The following is a 20,851-nucleotide window of genomic DNA, read 5'->3' as shown; positions in this document are numbered from 1 at the left end:
TTTATTGTTGTCGCCTTGCCATGGTTTCCCATGCCTTTTGCAAACGCTTGACAGAAACCGGCATTGGCGTACGAAGTTCTTGGGCGAATAGCGAAACTCGCAGCTCCTGGAGTTGCCAGGCAAACTGGCTCAGGCTTTCATCTTCCTGACCTTTCAATTGTGAACTGGCACGAACCCAGTGTAATTGAAGATCCATGACATCTTTCATCAACTGTTTGTCTCGATCAACCGAATTACGCACTCGCTCAAGGCGTATTTGCGCCGCTTTCAAGTAACGCGGGTAATGGGTCAATTGCTCCCATGGCTTTTTCAGCAAAAAACCCTTGGGCAGCAACCAGTTCAACTGGTTTTGAATGTCAGCAACGCATTCAGGGAATAATTTCGACACTGCCTGGAGTTTTTTGTTAAGCGCACTGTACTCATTCAGAATAATCAAAAGAACTTTCCCGATTTCCTGGGCGATCAGATTCATGCGGCTGCGTGCCTCCTGCGCTTTGGTGTTGAACTCGTCTTGCGTGGTGGGCAATCCTGCCGCAAGCGCGCTGCGCATCAAAGTCAGTTTGATCCACTGCTGTTGCAGCTCTTCCGACGAACCCAGCGGCATGTACAACATGGCTACCTTCTGAAAATCAATCAGGTTTTTGGTCAGGTACTTCAAGGGCTCCTTCAGGGCAATATTGAACAGGCGAAGCACGCCATCCAGATGTACTTTGCGGGCAATCTCCTCTTCATCGAATACCTCAATAATGCAATGCTCACCCATGTCTTTCAAAGCAGGGTAACCAAAGAAGGTTTGACCTGCACGCTTGATCTCCAGCATGTCGGGCAAACTGCCAAAGCTCCAGTCGGTGATTGGATGATCGTTGAACGCACTGTTGCTGCCAGAGGAGGACTTTGCTGGATTGGGCGAAAGTTTGCGTGCTTCAGAGGCCGGTGAAGCAGCGCCCGCCTGCCCTCCTACCTGAGCACGCACCTGCTCCACTACATCGGAGCTTTTGAAACTTTCTTGCGCCTTGCGGCCCCATTCCGCCTTCAGGGTAGACAAACTGCGTTGCATATCCAGTTGGCGCCCATGCTCATCGATCAACTTGAAATTCATGAAATGGTGCGGCGGCAGGGTTTCAATTCGGAAATCGCTGAGCAATGGCCGTGCGGGAGTTTCACTGGCCACGAAATCTCGAAGGCGTTCCAGAAGCGGCTTTTCATAAAAGTTTGAATCGAAATGCGCTTGAGCAAACTTTTCGGCAAATTGCGGCACGGGTACGCAGTGACGGCGAAGCTTCTGCGGCAAACTTTTCAACAGCAGCAAGGCCTTTTCTTTCAACATGCCAGGTACCAGCCATTCAGTGCGGCCCGGGTTTACCTGGTTCAACAGCATCAGAGGAATGGTCAGTGTGACTCCATCGCGGGGGCTTCCGGGCTCGAAGTGATAAGTCAGATCAAACGCCAAGCCGCCCATTTCCAGCTTTTTAGGATAAAACTCGGTAGTAATGTCGCCTGCTTTCTTGCTCAGCAGGTCTTCCTTGTTCAGGTACAGCGCTGCAAGGTCTTCCTTGCTGGCTTGTTTCGCCCAATTTTCCAGGGTTTGCTGGTTGTACACTCCAGCTGGAAGCTTGTCGTCGTAGAACTGTGCAATCAGGGCTTCGTCTACCAAAATATCCTGACGACGGGCTTTGTGCTCCAGCTTTTCCAGGTCTTCAACCAACTTGCGGTTGTGCACGTAAAATGGCACGGTGGTCTTTACCTGTCCTGGCACCAAGCCTTCGTGAATCATCAACCTGCGCGCATCGGCTTGATTAAACCTCGCCAGGCTCACGCGGCGCTGAGAGTAAATGGGTAAGCCATAAATAGTGCCTGTTTCCAGAGCTACGGCTTGACCAGAGCCTTTCTCCCAATGCGGATTGTTGTGGTTACGCTTCACCAAATGCGCGCCGACCTTCTCGATCCAGTCAGGTTGAATTTTGGCGACACTGCGGGCATACAAGCGGGTGGTTTCAACCAGTTCGGCAGCCATGATCCATTTGCCACCCTTTTTGAACAGGTTTGAACCTGGATGAATTGAAAACTTGATGCTGCGCGCGCCCAGATAAACCGGATCCGTCTCATGCTTCAAACCGATGTTGCCCAGTAAACCTGCCATCAGTGCAAGATGAATTTGATCGTAGGTAGCGGGTGTGGCGTTCAAAGTCCACTTTTGATCTTTCACCATGGCGGTAAGCTGTTGATGAACTTCACTCCACTCGCGCAGGCGGTTCGCAGACAGAAACTTGCGCTGGAGCGCATTTTTCATGTCACGATTTGTCAAATTTTGTTGTTTTAAATCAATATAATAATTCCATAATTTCAGAAAGGACATGAAATCAGATTCTGCGTCATCGAATTGCTGCTGGGCATTGTCTGCAGCCTCTTGAGCGTCAATCGGACGGTCGCGTGGATCTTGAATCGACAAGGCAGCGGCCAACACCAGCAACTCGTTTAGGCAACCGCGCTGACTGGCTTCAAACAGCATGCGGGCAATTCGGGGGTCAAGCGGCAACTTGGCCAGTGCCCGGCCTGTTTTGGTCAAGTGCCCAGCATCGTCTAGTGCATTCAGTTCACTGAGCAGCTGATAGCCATCGGCAATCGCGCGCCCCATCGGGCGTTGCAAAAAGGGAAAGTCTTCCACCTCGGTCAGGTGCAGGCTTTTCATGCGCAAAATAACCGACGCCAACGAGGATCGAAGAATTTCCGGATCGGTGTAATCGGCACGGCCTGCGAAGTCGGCCTCGGCGTACAAGCGGATACACACACCGTTCGCAACGCGACCGCAGCGGCCGGCCCGCTGGTTGGCTGATGCCTTGGAAATTCTTTCCACCTGCAACATTTCAACCTTGTTGCGGTAGCTGTAGCGCTTTACGCGGGCCACGCCTGAATCGATCACATATCGAATACCGGGCACAGTCAGCGAGGTTTCCGCCACGTTGGTGGACAACACAATTCGCCTGCGCCCGCTGGGCTTGAAAATGCGCTCCTGTTCCTGTGCGGTGAGCCTTGCAAACAGCGGGAGTATCTCCAGCGATTGCCGCAGGTTTTTGCTCAGGAAATTCGCCATGTCGCGAATTTCCCGCTCTCCTGGCAAGAACATCAAAATATCGCCCTGCCCCTCGCGGCAAAGTTCTTCTACCGCATCGAGTGTGGCTGCCTGAAATGCATCCTCATCCACTTCGTCGGCCGGGTTGACTGGTGCATTCTTGCGGCGATTGGTGTCGAAATCGTTGGGGTCTTTGTAACGAATTTCCACCGGGTACAAACGACCAGACACTTCGATCACCGGAGCAGGCTTGCCTTGGGCATTTTCAAAATGTTTGGAGAACCGCTCTGCATCGATGGTGGCTGAAGTCACAATCAATTTCAAATCGGGGCGCTTGGACAAGACGTCTTTCAGGTATCCCAAAAGAAAGTCAATGTTCAGGCTACGCTCGTGCGCCTCATCAATGATGATGGTGTCGTACTTCTTGAACAGTGGGTCAGTCTGGCTTTCAGCCAGCAAAATGCCGTCGGTTACCAACTTCACCGCAGTGCTGGCATTGGATTGGTCTTGAAAGCGGATTTTAAAACCAACCCATTGCCCCACTTCGGAATTCAATTCCTGTGCAATGCGCTTGGCAGTGGCGGTGGCCGCCAATCGACGAGGCTGCGTGTGCACAATACTTTGCCCGTTCAAGCCCCGCCCAAGTTCCAGACACATTTTTGGCAACTGCGTGGTTTTACCCGAACCTGTTTCACCGCACACAATCACCACCTGATTCGCTGCAATCAAATGCTTGATTTCCTCACGGCGTTGGGAAACCGGCAGCTCTTCGGGGTATCGAATTTCGGGTGGGGACTGAAGGGTTTGTTCTTTTGACAACACAAATAACCAATATTGGGTTCAAATTCCGATCAAATCGGGGAAAAACAAAGCGAAGACTGGACTACGCTCAATCGGAAATTATAATCAATCGAACGAGCGGCCGCGGCTGCCCACAGTGTATTCCCTTTTTTCAGGACAGCCCCCAAGCCAATGAGTAACGCCCCCAGCAACGACGACCTTTCCATGAACAGCCAAACCTTTGTTCAATGGCTGCGAACTGTTGCGCCTTACATTCATGCCTTTCGGGGTAAAACCTTCGTGGTGGCTGTCGATGGTGAACTCGCCCACCAGGGCTATCTGAATTCACTGGCGCAAGATCTTTCACTCTTACACGCCATGGGCATGCGCATTGTGCTGGTGTGTGGTTCGCGCCCACAGGTTGAAGAGCAATTGGCCTTGCGCAACATTCAACCCGCTTTTCACAAGGGCTGGCGAATCACCGACAAAGGTGCACTGGAGTGCGCCAAGGAAGCAGCCGGTGAACTGCGGCTGGACATTGAAGCTGCATTTTCACAAGGTTTGCCCAACACACCCATGGCGCACTCCTCGATGCGCGTCATCTCCGGCAACTTCATTACGGCGCGGCCGATGGGTATTCTGGAGGGCGTGGATTTGCAACACACCGGTCTGGTTCGAAAAATCGACGTGACCGCGATTCAAATGAGCTTGAACAGCAGCGCAATCGTGTTGCTGTCAACCATTGGCTTTTCGCCCACTGGCGAGGCTTTTAACCTGACCATGGAAGACGTGGCTACCAGCACTGCACGCGCGATGAAAGCAGACAAGCTGATTTTCGTCACCCAGATTGAAGGTATTTTTGACAAGAGCGGCAAACTGATGGAAGAACTCGAGCTGGACCGTGCCCGGGAAATCATGCTTCAGGAGGACCTGCCCGAATTGACCAAGGATTATCTGGAGTGCTGTATTCTGGCGGTGCAAGGCGGGGTAGGACGTGCGCACATTGTGCCGCTGAACCTGGATGGCGGTGTCATGCTGGAACTGTTCTCGCACGACGGCGTGGGCACCATGGTTTCCGAGGAAAACCTGGAAAGTTTGCGCCAGGCGACACTGGATGACTCTGGCGGTATCAAAACCCTGATCGAACCACTTGAAATGGCTGGCGTGCTGGTGCGCCGTGGCCGCGATCGAATTGAACGGGACATCGACCACTTCACTGTGCTGGAACACGATGGCATTTTGTGGGGATGCGCGGCCATGTACCCTTACCACACGGAGGGCGTGGCTGAGCTGGCCTGCCTGGTGGTGCACCCCTCTTGGCAAGGCACAGGAGATGGGGAACGTTTGCTGAAAAAAATTGAACACGACGCACGCAAACAAGGTTTAAAGCAGCTGTTTGTGCTGACCACACAAACATCGCATTTTTTCCTGAAGCGCGGCTTTGTGGTAGGAGATGTGGACAAACTGCCAATCGAACGAAAACGCCTTTACGACTGGAACCGTAAGTCGCAAGTCATGATTAAAACACTGTGAGTGAGCATGCAAGGCGCGCCCTATGAGTACCTTCAAACACAAGCCCGCCGTGCGTGGCCAAAGCACTGAAATCATTCACTCGAAACCGGTCAGTAGCGCGGGCTTCTCCGCGCTGCCCGTACCCGTGTACAGAGGATCCAGCACGTTTTTTGACAACACGGCAGCCCAACGCGCAACAGTAAACCCACTCGGGCTTGACTACAGCTATGGCTTGCATGGCAACCCCACGCAGTACACGCTGGCGAAAAAACTGGCTGAAATAGAAGGTGCCACCCACGCGCTGGTGTGCCCTTCCGGGCTGACCGGCATTGCACTGGTAGCCCAAGCCTGCCTGAAAAGCGGCGACCATTGGTTGATTCCGGAAAATGTGTATGGCCCCGTGCAAGCCTTGGCGAGAAGCCTTCATGTGGACTATGGCGTGGAGTTTTCAGAATACGACCCCTGCAACGCAAGTAGTGTGGCGGAAGGCTTGCGCACCAACACCACCCTGGTGTGGACTGAAGCACCAGGCTCACTCACTTTTGAAGTGCCCGATTTACAAGTCATTGTGGCCCTTGCGAAAACCCATGGTGCACGCACTGGCATCGACAACACGTGGGCGGCGGGAATTGCCTACAAACCATTCGAGCATGGTTTCGACTTCAGTGTGCAAGCGCTGACCAAATACCAGTGTGGCCATGCCGATGTATTGATGGGTGCTGTCTTAAGCAACAACACCCGAGCTTTCGCGGATGTAGAGCGCAAGAACCGTGTTTTGGGCCTCGGCGTTTCACCAGCCGATTGCGACTTGGTCTTGCGTGGACTGCTCACATTGCCCTTACGCTACAAACAACAAGCCGAGAATGGTTTGGTGGTGGCCAAAGCCTTGCAACAACACCCGGCGATTGCACGCGTGCTTCACCCTGAATTCGCTGAGTGCCCTGGTCATGAATTTTACAAACGTGACTTTCATGGTTTTGCCAGCATATTTTCTGTGGTGCTAAATCCTGAGTTCACAGATGAACAGGCTTGCGCAGTCATCGACAACTTGAAGCTGTTCAAGATTGCGTATTCATGGGGTGGGCCTGAAAGTTTGGGATTGGTGGTGAACATCCCTGACAGCCGAAGACGCCACCTTGCAGACGAGGACGGCCGCTGCGGACCAATACTTCGTTTGGCCATTGGGCTGGAGGAGCCGGCAGATTTAATTGCCGATTTGATGCAAGCACTTGATACAACAAACCGGGCTTAACCGAAGCGCAGCAGAGGACGCGCTGTCAACAACGCGTCCCCGAAACCTTTTATACCTTCACGCAATCCACAAAGTAACTCACATTGCCCTGTTCGTCCTCAATCTCGACCAAACCATGAATATCGGTCTCGAAGCCCGGGAACTGTTTGTTGAAATCGCGTGCAAAGCGCAAATAATCCACAATCGTGGCGTTGAAAATTTCGCCTGGGATCAGCAACGGGATGCCCGGAGGATAGGGTGTCAGCAGGGCTGACGTAATGCGACCTTCCAGTTCATCAATTGCCACACGCTCAATTTCTCGATGAGCCACTTTGGCGTAGGCATCGGCAGGCACCATCGCGGGCTGCATGTCGCTCAAATACATTTCTGTAGTCAAACGTGCCACATCCTTCTTGCGATACATGTCGTGAATCGTGTTGCACAAATCACGCAAGCCCACGCGTTCATAGCGTGGATGGGCTTGGCAGAACTCAGGAATGACACGCCACAACGGCTGGTTTTTGTCGTAATCGTCCTTGAACTGCTGAAGCGCAGTCACCAAAGTATTCCAACGGCCCTTGGTAATGCCGATGGTGAACATGATGAAGAATGAATACAAACCTGTTTTTTCAACAATAACACCGTGCTCAGCCAGATATTTGGTCACAATCGAGGCAGGAATGCCCGCATCAGAGAACTGACCGTTCACATCCAGGCCGGGGTTAACAATGGTCGCCTTGATCGGATCAAGCATGTTAAAGCCATTGGCCATTTTGCCAAAACCGTGCCAGGTGTCGGTGGTGTGGATCAACCAGTCGTCGCGCGGGCTCATGCCCTCTTCGCTCAACACGTCAGGGCCCCACACCTTGAACCACCAGTCGTCTCCAAACTCCTCAGAAACTTTGCGCATGGCGCGACGGAAATCCAGCGCTTCCATGATGCTTTCTTCAACCAAAGCGGTACCGCCTGGAGGCTCCATCATGGCCGCAGCCACGTCACAGCTTGCAATAATGGCGTATTGCGGGCTGGTGGATGTGTGCATCAAATAGGCTTCGTTGAAAATATGGCGATCGAGTTTGCGGTTTTCACTTTCCTGCACCAGAATTTGTGAAGCCTGAGACAAACCTGCCAACATTTTATGGGTAGATTGCGTGGCAAACACCAGAGAGTCTTTGGTGCGCGGGCGGTCGCGACCAATCGCATGCATGTCTTTGTACATGGGGTGGAAGCTGGCGTGCGGCAACCAAGCTTCATCAAAGTGCAAGGTGTCAATTTCAGAACCCAGTACTTCCTTGATCATTTCCACGTTGTACAACACACCATCGTAGGTGCTTTGCGTGATCGTCAAAATGCGGGGCTTTTTGTTCTTGGCTTTGCTGGCAAACGGATGGTTCGCAATTTTCTTGGCAATGCTCTCGGGCTTGAATTCATCCAGCGGAATTGGACCAATAATGCCCAAGTGATTTCGCGTGGGTGTCAAGAACACGGGAATGGCACCGGTCATGGTGATCGAATGCAAAATCGATTTGTGACAGTTGCGGTCCACCACCACGATGTCGCCGGGCGCAACGTTGGCATGCCATACCATTTTGTTGGACGTCGAAGTTCCGTTGGTCACAAAAAAACAATGGTCAGCATTGAAGATCCGCGCTGCATTGCGCTCGGAAGCGGCAACTGGCCCTGTGTGGTCCAGCAACTGGCCCAGCTCGTCCACCGCGTTACACACGTCGGCACGCAGCATGTTTTCGCCAAAAAACTGGTGAAACATTTGCCCAACCGGGCTTTTCAGAAACGCCACACCACCGGAGTGCCCTGGGCAATGCCAGGAATAAGAGCCATCTTGCGCATAATGCACCAAGGCGCGGAAAAACGGTGGTGCCAGGGAATCCAGGTAACTTTTGGCTTCACGAATAATGTGCCGGGCCACAAACTCAGGGGTGTCCTCAAACATGTGAATAAAACCATGCAATTCTTTCAAAATTGCATTGGGAATGTGGCGCGAAGTGCGGGTTTCACCGTACAAGTAAATTGGAATATCCGCGTTCTTAAAGCGAATTTCTTGCACAAAGTTGTTCAAATTTTGAAGGGCGTCTTCGATTTCCTTCTTGCTGCCTAAGCCGAATTCTTCGTCGTCGATGGACAAAATAAACGCACTGGCGCGGCTTTGCTGTTGCGCGAATTGGGAAAGATCGTGATAACTCGTGACTCCCAATACCTCTACGCCCTCTTTCTCGATGGCGTCTGCCAGGGCGCGAATGCCGAGACCAGATGCGTTCTCGGAGCGGAAATCTTCGTCAATAATGACAATGGGAAAACGAAATTTCATTGATCTTCCTGTGATCGGGGTTCAACACAAAACAAGGCTGCATTATCCACTACGCAGCCCCCTGTTCCAAGCCCTATTGTCGCGCATTTATCCCTCTATGTAGTGACTTCATAGAAATGTCATCTGGCGCGGGTTCAATAGGCGACTTTCCTGCTTATTGTCCTCCTTACCTGCCCAACATGCAGATCAATTCCATATCAGCCTCGCCCGGTCAATTTACCCCGTCCACAGCGACTTTTCGCCCGGCTCGCAGCTTGACCAAGCGGTTGGACAACTACATGAATAACTACGACATGGGCTTTGAACGTGTTGCCAAAATACGCGCAAAAGTGTTGAGTAAAACTGGTCACACCCATGGGTTTGACAAGGCTTTGGTACTGCCGGAGCAATACAGAAGTCGGGGGGTTCGCGCATTAATACACCTTGCCAAACACACGGAGGAAATGGCTGAAGGTTTGGCCGACATCTCCGGGCTGGCCGAACGTTTGACAAGAAACCTCATTTCATCCGGTGAAAAATCCGACATGGCCTTGGTGATTGCGTCTGCAGTTGGTCGTGTAATTTCTGGTCAGCTGAATTTGGGTGGTATGGCTGTGCACAAAGTGGCGGGTGCTGCACTGTATTGCGTTTCTTCAATCTTGAGTATTGCAGCCCTGGGTTTGATCAAGACAGGCATGACCACACTCAGAACCGAGGCAGAAATAGCCCAGGCGACAACAAGATCGAGTTTTGATTCGAGCGCTTACTTGATCGTAGCGAGGAAGCTGCTTGCATGCAAAGAACAAATACTCACCAAAATACTGGACAAGACTGGCAAGACCGAAAATCGGAGGAACTGTGCGATTCAAAGTTGGGTGAAGTACATGTCGAGGCACCGAAGCTCAGTGCCAGAGCATTTGGTATCGAAACGACAAGCCAACTGCAACTACATTTGGCAAAATCTTCATCAGTATGGTCTGGTAACGCGGTCGCTGATGCACATCGCGTACGGTACTTTTCAGGGCATCAACAAATTGCTTGTTTCTTATGACAAGCATATTGGCGTTGCCATCGGCAATCATTTGTTGGGGAAAAAGCTTGGAATCGTATTGGGCTGTCGGCTGGGAATGACGGTTTCGGTGGGCGCCGCCGCAGCGATCTCGATACCCATGTCGCCATTTCTGGTCGGAATTTCCACAGTAGGCGCAATAGCTTGTGGGGTCGCCTTGCTGGCTTTGATGTTGGCCAAGTTGAATGTTCAGTTGATCCATGACTGGAAAGGGAACATTCAACCGCCCTTGCGAAATCAGGTTTTTGGCAAAGTAACGCCCACCTGGCCTTGATACTTGCCACCACGGTCGCGATAAGACGTTTCACACACCTCGTCGCTTTCAAAGAAAAGCACCTGGGCACAACCTTCACCTGCATAGATTTTGGCCGGCAATGGTGTGGTGTTTGAAAACTCGAGCGTCACATAACCTTCCCACTCAGGCTCAAAAGGCGTGACGTTCACAATAATGCCACAACGCGCGTACGTACTTTTTCCCAGGCAAATGGTGAGCACATTGCGGGGAATGCGGAAATATTCAACTGTGCGAGCCAGGGCAAACGAGTTCGGCGGAATAATGCACACATCGCCTTTAAAATCTACGAAACTTTTCTCGTCAAAATTTTTGGGATCAACAATGGTGCTGTTGATGTTCGTGAAAATTTTGAACTCGTCGGCACAGCGGATATCGTAACCATAGCTCGACGTGCCATACGACACGATTCTTTTGTCGCCTGCATAACGAACCTGGCCCGGCTCAAAGGGCTCGATCATCCCCGTGCTTTCAGCCATTCTGCGAATCCACTTGTCCGATTTAATGCTCATGCTCACTTTGCTTTAATGAAGTTCAATAGCCGAAATGTTACATGAGACAGGACATCACTGATTCATCCCATCGAGAATCTCGGTTAATTCCTGCATCACCGAATTGGCCAAGGCATCAAAAAACACCTGTATCAAATTCGCCATTTGTGCACCCGTGACGCCTTGCAGGGGCAACTGCATCAGGAACTCCAGGTTTTCCGTTTCCATGTTGATGCCCACCTGATACTGAAAATCAAGTACATGAACCATGGCATGCGCTTCCGCCAAAAAATGCAGACATATTTCAGCAGAGCTTGGCTCGTTCATGTTGTACAGGGGAAAAGCCATCACCACCCATCTTGCATTTTGCGACTCGCCGGCGCGAAACGACAACTCGAACTGCTCTTTTTTGGCCATGATCACGCCCAACCCATCAAACCAGCGCATTCCGGCCAAAGAAATCGCCTCGTGCAGCAAATTTGCCTCTTCCACGGAGAAGCCCGATTCCATGCGGGCTGTGGCGGGTCGTTCTGATTTAGGCCCTTGCGACCCTTGAGCTTTGAATGCTTGAGACTGCGAACCCAAAGGCGAGCGAGGCGTGTTGTTTTTATTCATGAAGTAAAGTGACTCAGTTAACTGGATATGTATTAAGTAAGCTAGAGTCAGGGAAGGTTCCGCGCGTGTTTGCGTCAGACCAACAGATGATGACGGGACACTTCCTGCGAAATGGCCTTGATCATTTCAGCAGAATCAGGAAGATGCCCTGTGCCGGGCAACTCGATCAAGTTAGAACGCACAACAATTTCCGACAGCAGTTTTGAACCCCCCGGGGGGCACACACGGTCATTCATGCCTTGAATAATCGACATTGGCCAAGGTGCCAGGCTAATTTTCGAGAACAAAGAGAGAAGATCTTGTGGAGACAAAAAGCAGTCATGCCGCAGGAAATGCGCTTGCAAGCGGTATTTGCGTACCAATGCAAGCTCTTGAACATCGCTTAAAAAAGGCCTTTTGCTGTCAAAGCCCCCTGCTTTGCCAGTCAGCAAAGCGGTCTCCAGTTTGTTCCACGCCACCGATAATTCCAGAAGGTGCTCGGGCGTGGCGACCTCAAAACATTCGCAAACAAAATCGGTTCGGGCTCCCGGTCCGAAGTGTTCTGCAAAATAATCTGGGGCAATTCGCTCCAGCAACTCAAAAAAAGCATCCACACGCGGACGCATTGGCAAAAACGGGGCGCGCAATACAACGCTGGCCACCCTAGAGGGGCGATAAGCCGCAATGGCAAGGGCCAGAGTGCCACCCCACGAACCGCCCAGTATATGAAACTTCGGAATATTTAGCCGATCGGCAACTTCAAGCGCGTCATCGACGAAACGCTGCAAGTCGATCACGCTGAGATCGAGATCTTCGCTCAAACCGCTGTTGCGCTGATCAAACCCAAACCAGGGCAAACCTGCGTATCGAATCGGTGCCACATGGGAGGCACCCAAACTTCCGCCTGGGCCACCGTGAAGTACCAGCCAGGGAAATTGATGTGCGCGACTGGCAAGCGGTTGGGCCATACCCTGCTCGGCCCATACAGCTAGATTTCCGCCAGAATCCAGAACCAGTTGCGGAGCCGACCACACACCGGCCAACCCCGCCTTTGGCGCGGGGCTGGCCACTTTGTGAAAGGTCAGTTCGTCTTTAGGCACATGAGCCCCCGAGGCGCCTTGGAAAAGAGGTTTTAAGTGTTTTGAACCACAATTGAAGGAAACTTCAAGGACATGTCTTTGGACTGTTCAGCAATGCGGATGGCCACTTTGCGCGCAATTTCCTTGTATGTTTTCGCCAAATCGCCGTCAGGATCGGCCACCACTGTGGGTTTGCCAGAATCCGCCTGCATACGAATCCGCATGTCGAGCGGCAAGCCACCCAGGTAATGAATGTTGTAATCCTTGGCCATTTTCTGGCCGCCACCATCACCAAAAATATGTTCTTTGTGACCACAGTTTGTGCACACATGAATGGCCATGTTTTCAACCAGGCCAAGAATGGGTACACCCACTTTCTCAAACATTTTCAGGCCTTTGCGTGCATCGAGCAAAGCGATGTCTTGCGGGGTGGTCACGATGACTGCGCCAGTCACTGGCACTTTCTGGGACAGTGTTAGCTGAATATCGCCGGTGCCCGGTGGCATATCCACAATCAGGTAATCCAGGTCTTTCCAGTTGGTTTGCTTCAACAACTGTTCAAGTGCGCTGGTTACCATGGGACCGCGCCACACCATGGGTGTGTCTTCATCGATCAGAAAACCGATCGACATGGCCTGTACGCCATGACCTTCCATGGGATCGATAATTTGCCCGTCGTCCGATTGTGGTCGCCCGGTGATGCCCAGCATGGTGGGCTGCGAAGGTCCGTAAATATCCGCGTCCAGCATGCCCACACGTGCACCCTCTGCAACCAGCGCCAGGGCCAGGTTCACAGCGGTGGTGCTTTTGCCCACACCACCTTTGCCAGAGGCAACTGCGATGATGTTCTTGACGTTGGGCATCGGCTTTAAGCCACGCTGCACGGCATGGGTTTGAATTTTGATGGTTGCGTTAACACTGACGTTTTCAACGCCTGGAACCTGTGAACGCACTGCCGCGATGGCCGCTTTGCGCAAACCATCCAGCTGGCTTTTACCTGGATAGCTCAACTCCAAATCAAAACTGACATCGCCGCCGTCTACTTGAATATTCTTGATCAGTTTGGCGCTGATGAAGTCTTTGTTCAAATTGGGGTCAATGACACTACGCAATGCCTCGCGTACGGTGTCGGTACTCACTGACATACACACTCTCCTCGAATCTTGTCTGGTATGGTCTTTGTTTGTATAGGCGTGAGTCTAGCCTGTTTTTCACACAGCAGGCTTACACCCAACAGAAAGCCTTGCGTTCTAATGATTGTCGTTTACCCTAAATCTATTAGTTATCATCAAACCATCGCCATTTCCTATGACTTGAGCGTCGTACCAACTTTTTTTCACACAACTTGATAGCATTGCGGCACAAAAATTCAAATGTTGTTGGAGATCTTGAAATGAAAACTTATGTTTGTATCGTTTGCGGCTTGATTTATGACGAGGCTGCCGGAATGCCTTCAGAGGGCATTCCCGCCGGGACACTTTGGGCCGATGTACCAGCAGACTGGCTTTGTCCAGACTGTGGTGTGGCTAAGAGCGATTTCGAAATGGTTGAGGTTTAAGCACTACCACTTGGCGTAATGGTCCTCGCACCACCCCGTCAAACCATCTAGTGAGTAGGTGGCACCGGTCTCTTTCAGAGTAACGGTGCCCCTGAACTCACCAAAACACTGATTGAACCGACTGGCCAAGACCAATAGGTTTCGGTGGTCGTCGATGCTGCCGTGAGGTGTGAACTGCAAATCGACAGCGCCGCACTGCGAATACACTCGCCAGGGTGCGTGAATATTGTCACGCTCATACTCAAAAAGAACCAGCGGCAGGTTATTCAATTGACCATTGACCCAAAGTACGTTCTCGTGCGCACTGGTTTCATTCACCCCACGTGCCACGTTTAGTGAAAGCAAAGGCTGACCGGGCGCAGCACGGCCACTGGCACATGCCCAATTCCAGAAGGTTTCGCGTCGCAAAAAACCGGCGGTCCAATCATGGTAACAACCGTCTTTCTCTGGATCGATCAGGTAATCAACGCCGTTCAAATGCACATGGCCAGTAACAGCCCCGCCACTGCTTTTCTGTGCATAGGCGAAACCTGTGTTGGCAACAGGCGTATTCAAAGCAAGGGTTTCAGATTTGCGACAATCAATGGAGACCTGGCCGTGAAATGAATCACCCAACCTGAAGTTCAGCGAACGTGATGTTTCCCCGCGCACTGCCACCACCTGGTGATTTGTCTTGAATGGGTGAGTCCAGGTACTTTGACCAATTGGCTTGTAGTCGCTTTGAAAGCCCAAATCCAAAGGCATATCAAATTGAACTCGATGCAAACCCTGTGCGGTGTGAAGGTACGCAAATGTTGAATTCAGCAGGCCAAGGCGAACCATGCCACAGCCAAATGTAAAACCCTGGCCCAGCACACCGTAAAAATCAAAGTGCTTAAACAGAAAACGCCGTTGCCAGTCCATGCGTTTCGCGCCCATGGCATTGCGCGCATCGTACTGCTGCCAATTGATATGGCTGGGCAAGTCAGACATCCGCCCCCAAGTGGGAACACCTTTGGCATTGATCAAATCCATAAACAAAAACGGGCAAGTTAGACTTGCCCGATTTTGTCACGTTTTGCCTCCCGCTAGAAAGGCGAATTCACTGCAAAGCGTTTGATTAAACCGGCAAACCACCGCCGATTGCATCGGTAATAATGGTTGGGTCCAGCATGCTGGTAATAGGTGCCAGAGGCGAATCCGCCGCTGCGCCCAGCAAGGGATCAAGTGCTGCGTCCAAGGGAGTGCCGGTTGTACCGCTGCCGGTATCTCCACCGGTATCGCCATCACCGCCGCCGCCAGCTGCATCAGCTACCGGGCCGAGTACTGCATCCAGGGGGGTTCCTGTGGGGCCTTCTGTTTCGCCACCACCGCCGCTGCCATCACCACCGGCTGCATCACCCAGCATGCCCAAACCATCGGCCAAAGGCTCTGAAACTGCCGCCAGGGGCGTACCTGCCAAAGCGTCCAAGACGGGATCTACCGCTGCATCCAAAGGCGTCCCGGTTGTGCCACCGGCATCACCCCCACCGTCATCGCCACCGTCATCGCCACCGCCATTGCCGCCATCGTCGTTGTCGTCCACAGTACCACCACCGGTGGAATTGGTCGGGCCCGAACCTTCATCATCACTTGAAGAAGCAAGTAAACCCAAGCCAACCGCACCAGCACCTAAGGCCGCAGCCGAGCCACCGATTGAACCACCTGCCAGCAAGCCCCCGCCAAACAAACCAAACATGCCGCCTTCCGCACCCGCTTGCTCAACACCCTGCAGTTCAACCATTTCGGCAAAATCAGGATCCAGATTCGCAATCGTGACGCCATCGTCCGACAAGGCTTCGAATACCAGTGCTGTTTGACCGTTTTTCAATGTGGTATCTGCAATCACGCTGCCAGTGGGCGCAACCAGCAAATTGCCAATCGGCTCGCCGTAACTATTGGACAAAACAATGGATGCACGCCCGGAATCGCTGGCCGTGATTACATCGCCAGCCATGATGGAATCGCCGGCTGCCAATGATCGGGTTTCGCCGTCACGCATGATGCTGACCGGGCCTTCCAACTCATTGACTGAACCAATTACCTGTGTGGACATGTCGCCTCCAAAATCTTTAAGTGTTTGTGTTGTCGAATTTGTAAGTAATACTCTGACAACTGGAATGCGGATTCAAAACTACTTCCATTTAAATCAGGATCAGTAAAACCCCAGCCAAAACGGCGCCCCACACCGCGCCAATCAAGGGCATCATCCATTCATATCGGGAAAATACTGGGCGCAGCGCCTTCTCAAACTCCATGGCCGGCAGGCCAGACAAACGTTCTACAATCACTTCCTCAATTCTCAAGGCATCGTTGAGGTACACACGCGCTGCCATCAAGTGTGCTTCCAGTTTACTGGCGAAAATTTTTGCAGCATCGCGCTTGATGGCCACCCACTGCTCTGCGCCCAAAATGGTCACCAGCAAAGGCTTGATACCGCTGGACTCAAGATCCATCACCCTTTGCACATGGTAATCAATCAATGATGACAAATTCTTTGCATTGGGCCCACGGCAAAGTGCCAGCACAATATTTTCGGTAGTCAACACTTCACGTGCCGCAGTTTGCGCAAACAATTCAGCAATGTGTTTTTGATCGCGGAAAAAGAAACCCGTGAACTTTCCCAAACGAATAGTGCCGTGATCAGGATGGAAAAACAGGCTTTCCAGCGCCAATTCCTTGGCCAACGCCCCGAGCACCATACCCACCACAATCAGCCAATACCATTGAATATCAAACAGTGAAATTCCTGCCAGCAATACACCCACCACAAACCCGGCAAACAGTGAAAAACGGATGAGGTAAGCCATGGGGTCTTTGCCTGCGCTCTTGAACAGGTCAACAACCAAATATGGTTTGCTGGTCACCACATCCAGAACGAGCGTTTTCAGGCTCAGGTAATAAGCAGGCTTTTTTTGCAGATCCAGAATGATCTGTTTGGCCACTTCGGGCACGATGCCGCGAATTCTGAAAATAATCGAGTTCTGTAAAAAGCTCGGCAAACTCTCCCACAAGGTGGGCTTGTGCTTCAGCATCACCTCGCGGCATGCGAGGTCTGCGGTTTCTTGCATGGGTGGGGTCAGGCGATCCGACAACCCCTGTGCTGGAATACGCTTGATCATTTCATCCAGGGGCAGTAGTTTGTGAGTCATCAAACGCACCGCTATTTCAGCCATGACCGATTTTTGGTGTGGCACCAAACCCTGCCAGCCCAAGCCCTCAAGACCCAACTGGTGTAAACCGAGTTTCCTGAACAAAGGAATACGCCAACCCTTGAATTCTTTTGGATTGAACATCAGCCAAAGTGCTGCGGCCTGAAAAAACCAGGCCAGAAAAAGTCCCGCTGCTGCCATGGCCAAGAAAACGGCCCAGACAGGAAGCCCCAAATGTAGGAAGGAGAAATCCAAAACGATCATCCTGAAGTAATTATTAAAATAATTGATCTAATTTCCACCCCCTAGCGGGCAGCCATAGATCGTTATACTGGCGAACGAGACAAGACAGATTAGAAAAAGCCGTCCAAAAAATAGATCGACGACTATATATTTTTATACTTTACCAACAAAAAATAAGATTCTAAGGGGACGCCTTTCATGGATTGGGCAACTATTTACGCTGATGTTCAGCAGAACTACCTCTTTTACCTCTCAATCCCTGTAGTTGCCGCCATCCTTGGATATATCACCAAGATTGCCGCGGTCAAAATGATGTTCTACCCGATGAAGTTTGTGGGCATCCCTCCCTTCTTTGGCTGGCAAGGCATTGTGCCGCGCAATGCACTGCGTATGGCCTCTATTGCAGTCGACACTATTACCACCAAACTTGTGTCGGTCAATGAAGTGGTTTCCAAACTGGATTCAGAACGCCTGGGCAAAGAACTGGAAGGCCCTGCAATGGAGGTGATAGAGACGATTATTCGAGAAGTAATGTCCAAGCACCAGCCGCGTCTTTGGGAAAGTTTGCCCAACTTTGCACAGAAGAAGCTGATTGATCGAGTGAAGAAAGATGTGCCGGGTGTAATCGCAAGCGTGATGGAAGACATCAAGGGCAATATCGATCAAATTCTGGATTTGAAAGCCTTGGTCATTCGAATCCTGATGAAGGACAAACACCTTCTCAACCGAATTTTCCAAGAAGTAGGACGCGAAGAATTCAAATTTTTCGGTGTGTCAGGCCTTTACTTCGGTTTCATGATCGGTGTGGTTCAAATGGTTCTTTGGGTACTGCTGAAAGAGCCATGGATTTTGCCTGTATTCGGTTTCCTGGTGGGTTTTATTTCGGACTGGATCGCACTGAATATTTTATTCGAACCCAAAAAACCGATTCCTTTTGGTTCGTATACCATTCAGGGCCTGTTTCTGAAACGCCAGCAAAAAGTGGCTGCTGATTACGCAAAAATTATTGCGCGCGACATTCTTACCCCCCAAACCATTATCGGTGAAATGGTGGCGGGCCCTCTTTCTGAACGTGTTCAAAAAATGGTAGACGAGCGCGTGCGCGAAATGGTGGACAGCAAGGCCAGCATTGTGAAGCCTTTCGTGGTGATGGCTGTGGGCGCAGAATCATTCCAGCGCATGAAGCAAGATACCTCCGAAATGTTGATGGCCCGCCTTGCCGATGTGATCATGCATGCCGAAACTTACGTGCAAACATCGCTCGATATTGAGAACGTGGTGGGCAAGAAAATGCAAGCCATGACACCGCTGGAGTTCGAGGGGCTGCTGCGCCCGGTGTTCAAGCAGGAAGAATGGATTTTGATTATGACTGGCGCCATTCTGGGTGGCTTGGTGGGTGAAGGCCAGTTGATGGTGATGATAAAGCTGGGCATTATATAAACACCGCTTCAGCAGAAACAAAAAAACCCGGCAACGCCGGGTTTTTTTCATTCAATATCACACTTCATTTATATCTGCACCCTGGCTTTGGCGAGGCCCGGATTCTCTCGACCAGTTTCCGCAAACTCCACAAATTCCGACACGCAATTGGCAACCCACTCGGAATGGCTTTGCACAACCCAATGTTGGGCATCAATGTCGCGGCGCCACACATTGTGGGCATATGGATAACAAGACTCTACCAGTGCGGTGGTTACAAACTTGTCTTTGGTCGGCACCAGCAATTGCACCGGCACCTCGGTTTGGCGCAAACGCGGATTGCTGATACGGGGCAGCATATTGGCACGGTACAAGTTAATGCCGTTCACACCATCTTTACGCTGCGTGGGGTTGGTATCGTGTTCCACACCCTCCATTTTTTTCACTATGCCTGGCCAGGCTTTGTCCAAGCCCATTTTCCACGCGGTCGGCGCTAAAAATGGCAGCTGAAAGGCATACACATACCAGGAATGCATCAATTGCCCCATCACATTGCCCAAGGCTTTTCGATTGTTGGCGGCAAAACTGTTTCGCATCCACATGCCTATGTGGTCCAGGCATGGGCCTGAAATGCTGGTGTAGCTGGCAATGCGGGATTTCAAGCGATGGTCAGTCACGCTTTCCCAAGTTTGAATCGAACCCCAATCGTGTGCTACCAAATGAACCGGCTGAGTGGGACACACAGCCCGCATTACAGCCTGAAGGTCTTCAGAAAGTTTGCCCAGAGAGTAGTCCCACATCCAGCCGGGCTCTGTCGACTTGCCGCAGCCGCGCACATCATAAGTGACTACATGAAAGTGATGCTTCAAAATATCAACCACGGGATCCCACACGGTGCTAGAGTCTGGGTAGCCGTGCACCAGAATAATGCTGGGGTTGTGGGGTTCACCATGGCTGCTTACTGCCAGTTCCACATCGCCTGAATGTACAACCATTTGGCTCATCTGCCGCTGTTTTTCGTTTGTCTCTGTCATGGGTTTTGTGCCCTTATTGGATATTGTTGTGGTGTACCTTCGACTCCACTTTATAACCCCCATTGAAGCCGTATTCTTTCCAACGGGTTAGAGTAGAAACTCCAAATAAGCAAATAACTAAAAAATAGAATGACTTACAGCGTTTTTTGATGCAGTGCGTTATTATTGGGCCGTTTGAAAAACTTACGAGAATTAAAGCCGCAACCATGTCAAACCTGATTCAAGAACAAGTCACTGAAGTCCATCACTGGAACGACACGCTCTTTAGCTTCAAAACCACGCGAAGCCCAGGGCTGCGTTTTCACAACGGTCACTTCGTGATGATTGGCCTGGAAGTTGAAGGCAAGCCACTGCTACGCGCATACAGCATCGCCAGCGCAAATTACGAGGAACATCTTGAGTTTTTCAGCATCAAGGTGCCCGATGGCAAACTGACATCCCGCTTGCAGCATTTGAAGGTGGGCGACTCCGTACTGGTGGGTAAAAAGCCCACAGGCACACTAATTCTTGATGACTTGAAACCTGGCAAAAACCTGTTCATGTTCGGTACCGGCACAGGCCTGGCCCCTTTCATGAGCCTGATCAAAGATCCCGATGTGTATGAGCGCTTTGAAAAAGTGATTTTGGTTCACGGTGTGCGCTACGTGAACGAATTGGCTTATAGCGAATTCATTACTGAAGAGTTGCCCAACAACGAATTTTTTGGCGACATGGTGCGAGAGAAACTGATCTACTACCCCACCGTAACCCGTGAAGAGTTCAAGAACGTAGGGCGTATTACAACGCTGATGGAAAATGGCGAATTGTGTAAGGATGTTGGTTTGCCACCCCTGAATCCTGAAACTGACCGTGCCATGATCTGCGGCAGCCCAAGCATGCTGGCAGACATTCGCGGTATTCTGGATGCCAAGGGCTTTGTGGTGTCACCCGGCGTGGGTGAACCCGGCGATTACGTGTTCGAGCGTGCATTCGTTGAAAAGTAATCCGAGATATCCATAAAAAAA

Annotated in this window: 16 protein-coding genes; 6 read left to right on the top strand and 10 right to left on the bottom strand. The window is 51.3% G+C overall.

Annotation, left to right across the window (positions count from 1 at the left end; translation table 11 throughout):
- Position 1: 1 nt before the first annotated feature.
- Positions 2 to 3,892, bottom strand: a complete 3,891-nt coding sequence (hrpA, locus tag PY990_RS05670) for an ATP-dependent RNA helicase HrpA (RefSeq protein ID WP_275270795.1) — start codon at positions 3,890 to 3,892, stop codon at positions 2 to 4.
- 150 nt (positions 3,893 to 4,042) lie between these two features.
- Between hrpA and argA the strand changes: the two genes are divergently transcribed.
- Together argA and PY990_RS05660 are read left to right on the top strand one after the other, a co-directional pair.
- Positions 4,043 to 5,383 (top strand): amino-acid N-acetyltransferase, encoded by a 1,341-nt coding sequence (argA, locus tag PY990_RS05665; protein ID WP_275270794.1) that lies wholly within the window; start codon positions 4,043 to 4,045, stop codon positions 5,381 to 5,383.
- 22 nt (positions 5,384 to 5,405) lie between these two features.
- Positions 5,406 to 6,614, top strand: a complete 1,209-nt coding sequence (locus PY990_RS05660) for a PLP-dependent transferase (protein ID WP_275270793.1) — start codon at positions 5,406 to 5,408, stop codon at positions 6,612 to 6,614.
- 49 nt (positions 6,615 to 6,663) lie between these two features.
- Here PY990_RS05660 and PY990_RS05655 read toward each other — a convergent pair whose 3' ends face one another.
- The gene (locus PY990_RS05655; RefSeq protein ID WP_008250818.1) at positions 6,664 to 8,919 is read right to left on the bottom strand and encodes an arginine/lysine/ornithine decarboxylase; all 2,256 of its coding nucleotides are present in this window, start codon (positions 8,917 to 8,919) and stop codon (positions 6,664 to 6,666) included.
- A 278-nt stretch (positions 8,920 to 9,197) separates the two neighbouring features.
- Between PY990_RS05655 and PY990_RS05650 the strand changes: the two genes are divergently transcribed.
- Complete coding sequence (locus tag PY990_RS05650; protein WP_275270792.1) at positions 9,198 to 10,241, top strand: hypothetical protein; 1,044 nt, start codon at positions 9,198 to 9,200, stop codon at positions 10,239 to 10,241.
- Here PY990_RS05650 and dcd read toward each other — a convergent pair.
- From dcd to apbC, 4 genes are all read right to left on the bottom strand, one after another.
- Positions 10,205 to 10,771, bottom strand: a complete 567-nt coding sequence (dcd, locus tag PY990_RS05645; RefSeq protein ID WP_105029183.1) for a dCTP deaminase — start codon at positions 10,769 to 10,771, stop codon at positions 10,205 to 10,207. The two genes, PY990_RS05650 and dcd, sit on opposite strands and share 37 nt — an antisense overlap.
- Before the next feature lie 54 nt (positions 10,772 to 10,825).
- The gene (locus PY990_RS05640; RefSeq protein ID WP_275270791.1) at positions 10,826 to 11,365 is read right to left on the bottom strand and encodes a hypothetical protein; all 540 of its coding nucleotides are present in this window, start codon (positions 11,363 to 11,365) and stop codon (positions 10,826 to 10,828) included.
- Positions 11,366 to 11,439: 74 nt separating this feature from the next.
- A complete protein-coding gene (locus tag PY990_RS05635; RefSeq protein WP_275270790.1) occupies positions 11,440 to 12,444 on the bottom strand; it encodes an alpha/beta hydrolase in 1,005 nt (334 codons plus the stop codon).
- 32 nt (positions 12,445 to 12,476) lie between these two features.
- Positions 12,477 to 13,568: an iron-sulfur cluster carrier protein ApbC gene (gene apbC / locus PY990_RS05630; RefSeq protein ID WP_275270789.1), complete on the bottom strand. Its 1,092-nt coding sequence runs from the start codon at positions 13,566 to 13,568 to the stop codon at positions 12,477 to 12,479.
- A gap of 248 nt (positions 13,569 to 13,816) precedes the next feature.
- On the opposite strand from apbC, the gene PY990_RS05625 reads away from it, so the two are divergent.
- Positions 13,817 to 13,981 (top strand): rubredoxin, encoded by a 165-nt coding sequence (locus PY990_RS05625; RefSeq protein WP_040513190.1) that lies wholly within the window; start codon positions 13,817 to 13,819, stop codon positions 13,979 to 13,981.
- A 3-nt stretch (positions 13,982 to 13,984) separates the two neighbouring features.
- On the opposite strand, the gene PY990_RS05620 is transcribed toward PY990_RS05625, so the two are convergent.
- From PY990_RS05620 to PY990_RS05610, 3 genes are all read right to left on the bottom strand, one after another.
- A complete protein-coding gene (locus PY990_RS05620; RefSeq protein WP_275270788.1) occupies positions 13,985 to 14,995 on the bottom strand; it encodes a DUF2804 domain-containing protein in 1,011 nt (336 codons plus the stop codon).
- 85 nt (positions 14,996 to 15,080) lie between these two features.
- On the bottom strand, positions 15,081 to 16,055 hold the full coding sequence (locus tag PY990_RS05615; protein ID WP_275270787.1) for a hypothetical protein: 975 nt from the start codon (positions 16,053 to 16,055) through the stop codon (positions 15,081 to 15,083).
- Between the two features lie 88 nt (positions 16,056 to 16,143).
- Positions 16,144 to 17,352 carry a DUF445 domain-containing protein gene (locus tag PY990_RS05610; protein ID WP_275270786.1) on the bottom strand — a complete coding sequence of 403 codons (1,209 nt, stop codon included), beginning with the start codon at positions 17,350 to 17,352 and terminating at the stop codon, positions 16,144 to 16,146.
- 240 nt (positions 17,353 to 17,592) lie between these two features.
- Here PY990_RS05610 and PY990_RS05605 point away from each other — a divergent pair, with 240 nt between their 5' ends.
- The gene (locus PY990_RS05605) at positions 17,593 to 18,834 is read left to right on the top strand and encodes a DUF445 domain-containing protein (protein WP_275270785.1); all 1,242 of its coding nucleotides are present in this window, start codon (positions 17,593 to 17,595) and stop codon (positions 18,832 to 18,834) included.
- 68 nt (positions 18,835 to 18,902) lie between these two features.
- On the opposite strand, the gene PY990_RS05600 is transcribed toward PY990_RS05605, so the two are convergent.
- On the bottom strand, positions 18,903 to 19,847 hold the full coding sequence (locus tag PY990_RS05600) for an alpha/beta fold hydrolase (RefSeq protein WP_275270784.1): 945 nt from the start codon (positions 19,845 to 19,847) through the stop codon (positions 18,903 to 18,905).
- A gap of 206 nt (positions 19,848 to 20,053) precedes the next feature.
- On the opposite strand from PY990_RS05600, the gene PY990_RS05595 reads away from it, so the two are divergent.
- Complete coding sequence (locus PY990_RS05595; protein WP_008250838.1) at positions 20,054 to 20,830, top strand: ferredoxin--NADP reductase; 777 nt, start codon at positions 20,054 to 20,056, stop codon at positions 20,828 to 20,830.
- Positions 20,831 to 20,851 lie beyond the last annotated feature (21 nt).

The organism is Limnobacter olei, from assembly GCF_029087225.1.
GTDB lineage: Bacteria > Pseudomonadota > Gammaproteobacteria > Burkholderiales > Burkholderiaceae_B > Limnobacter > Limnobacter olei.
Note: the sequence above shows the minus strand (reverse complement) of the source record. Positions and strands in the feature narration are given on the sequence as shown.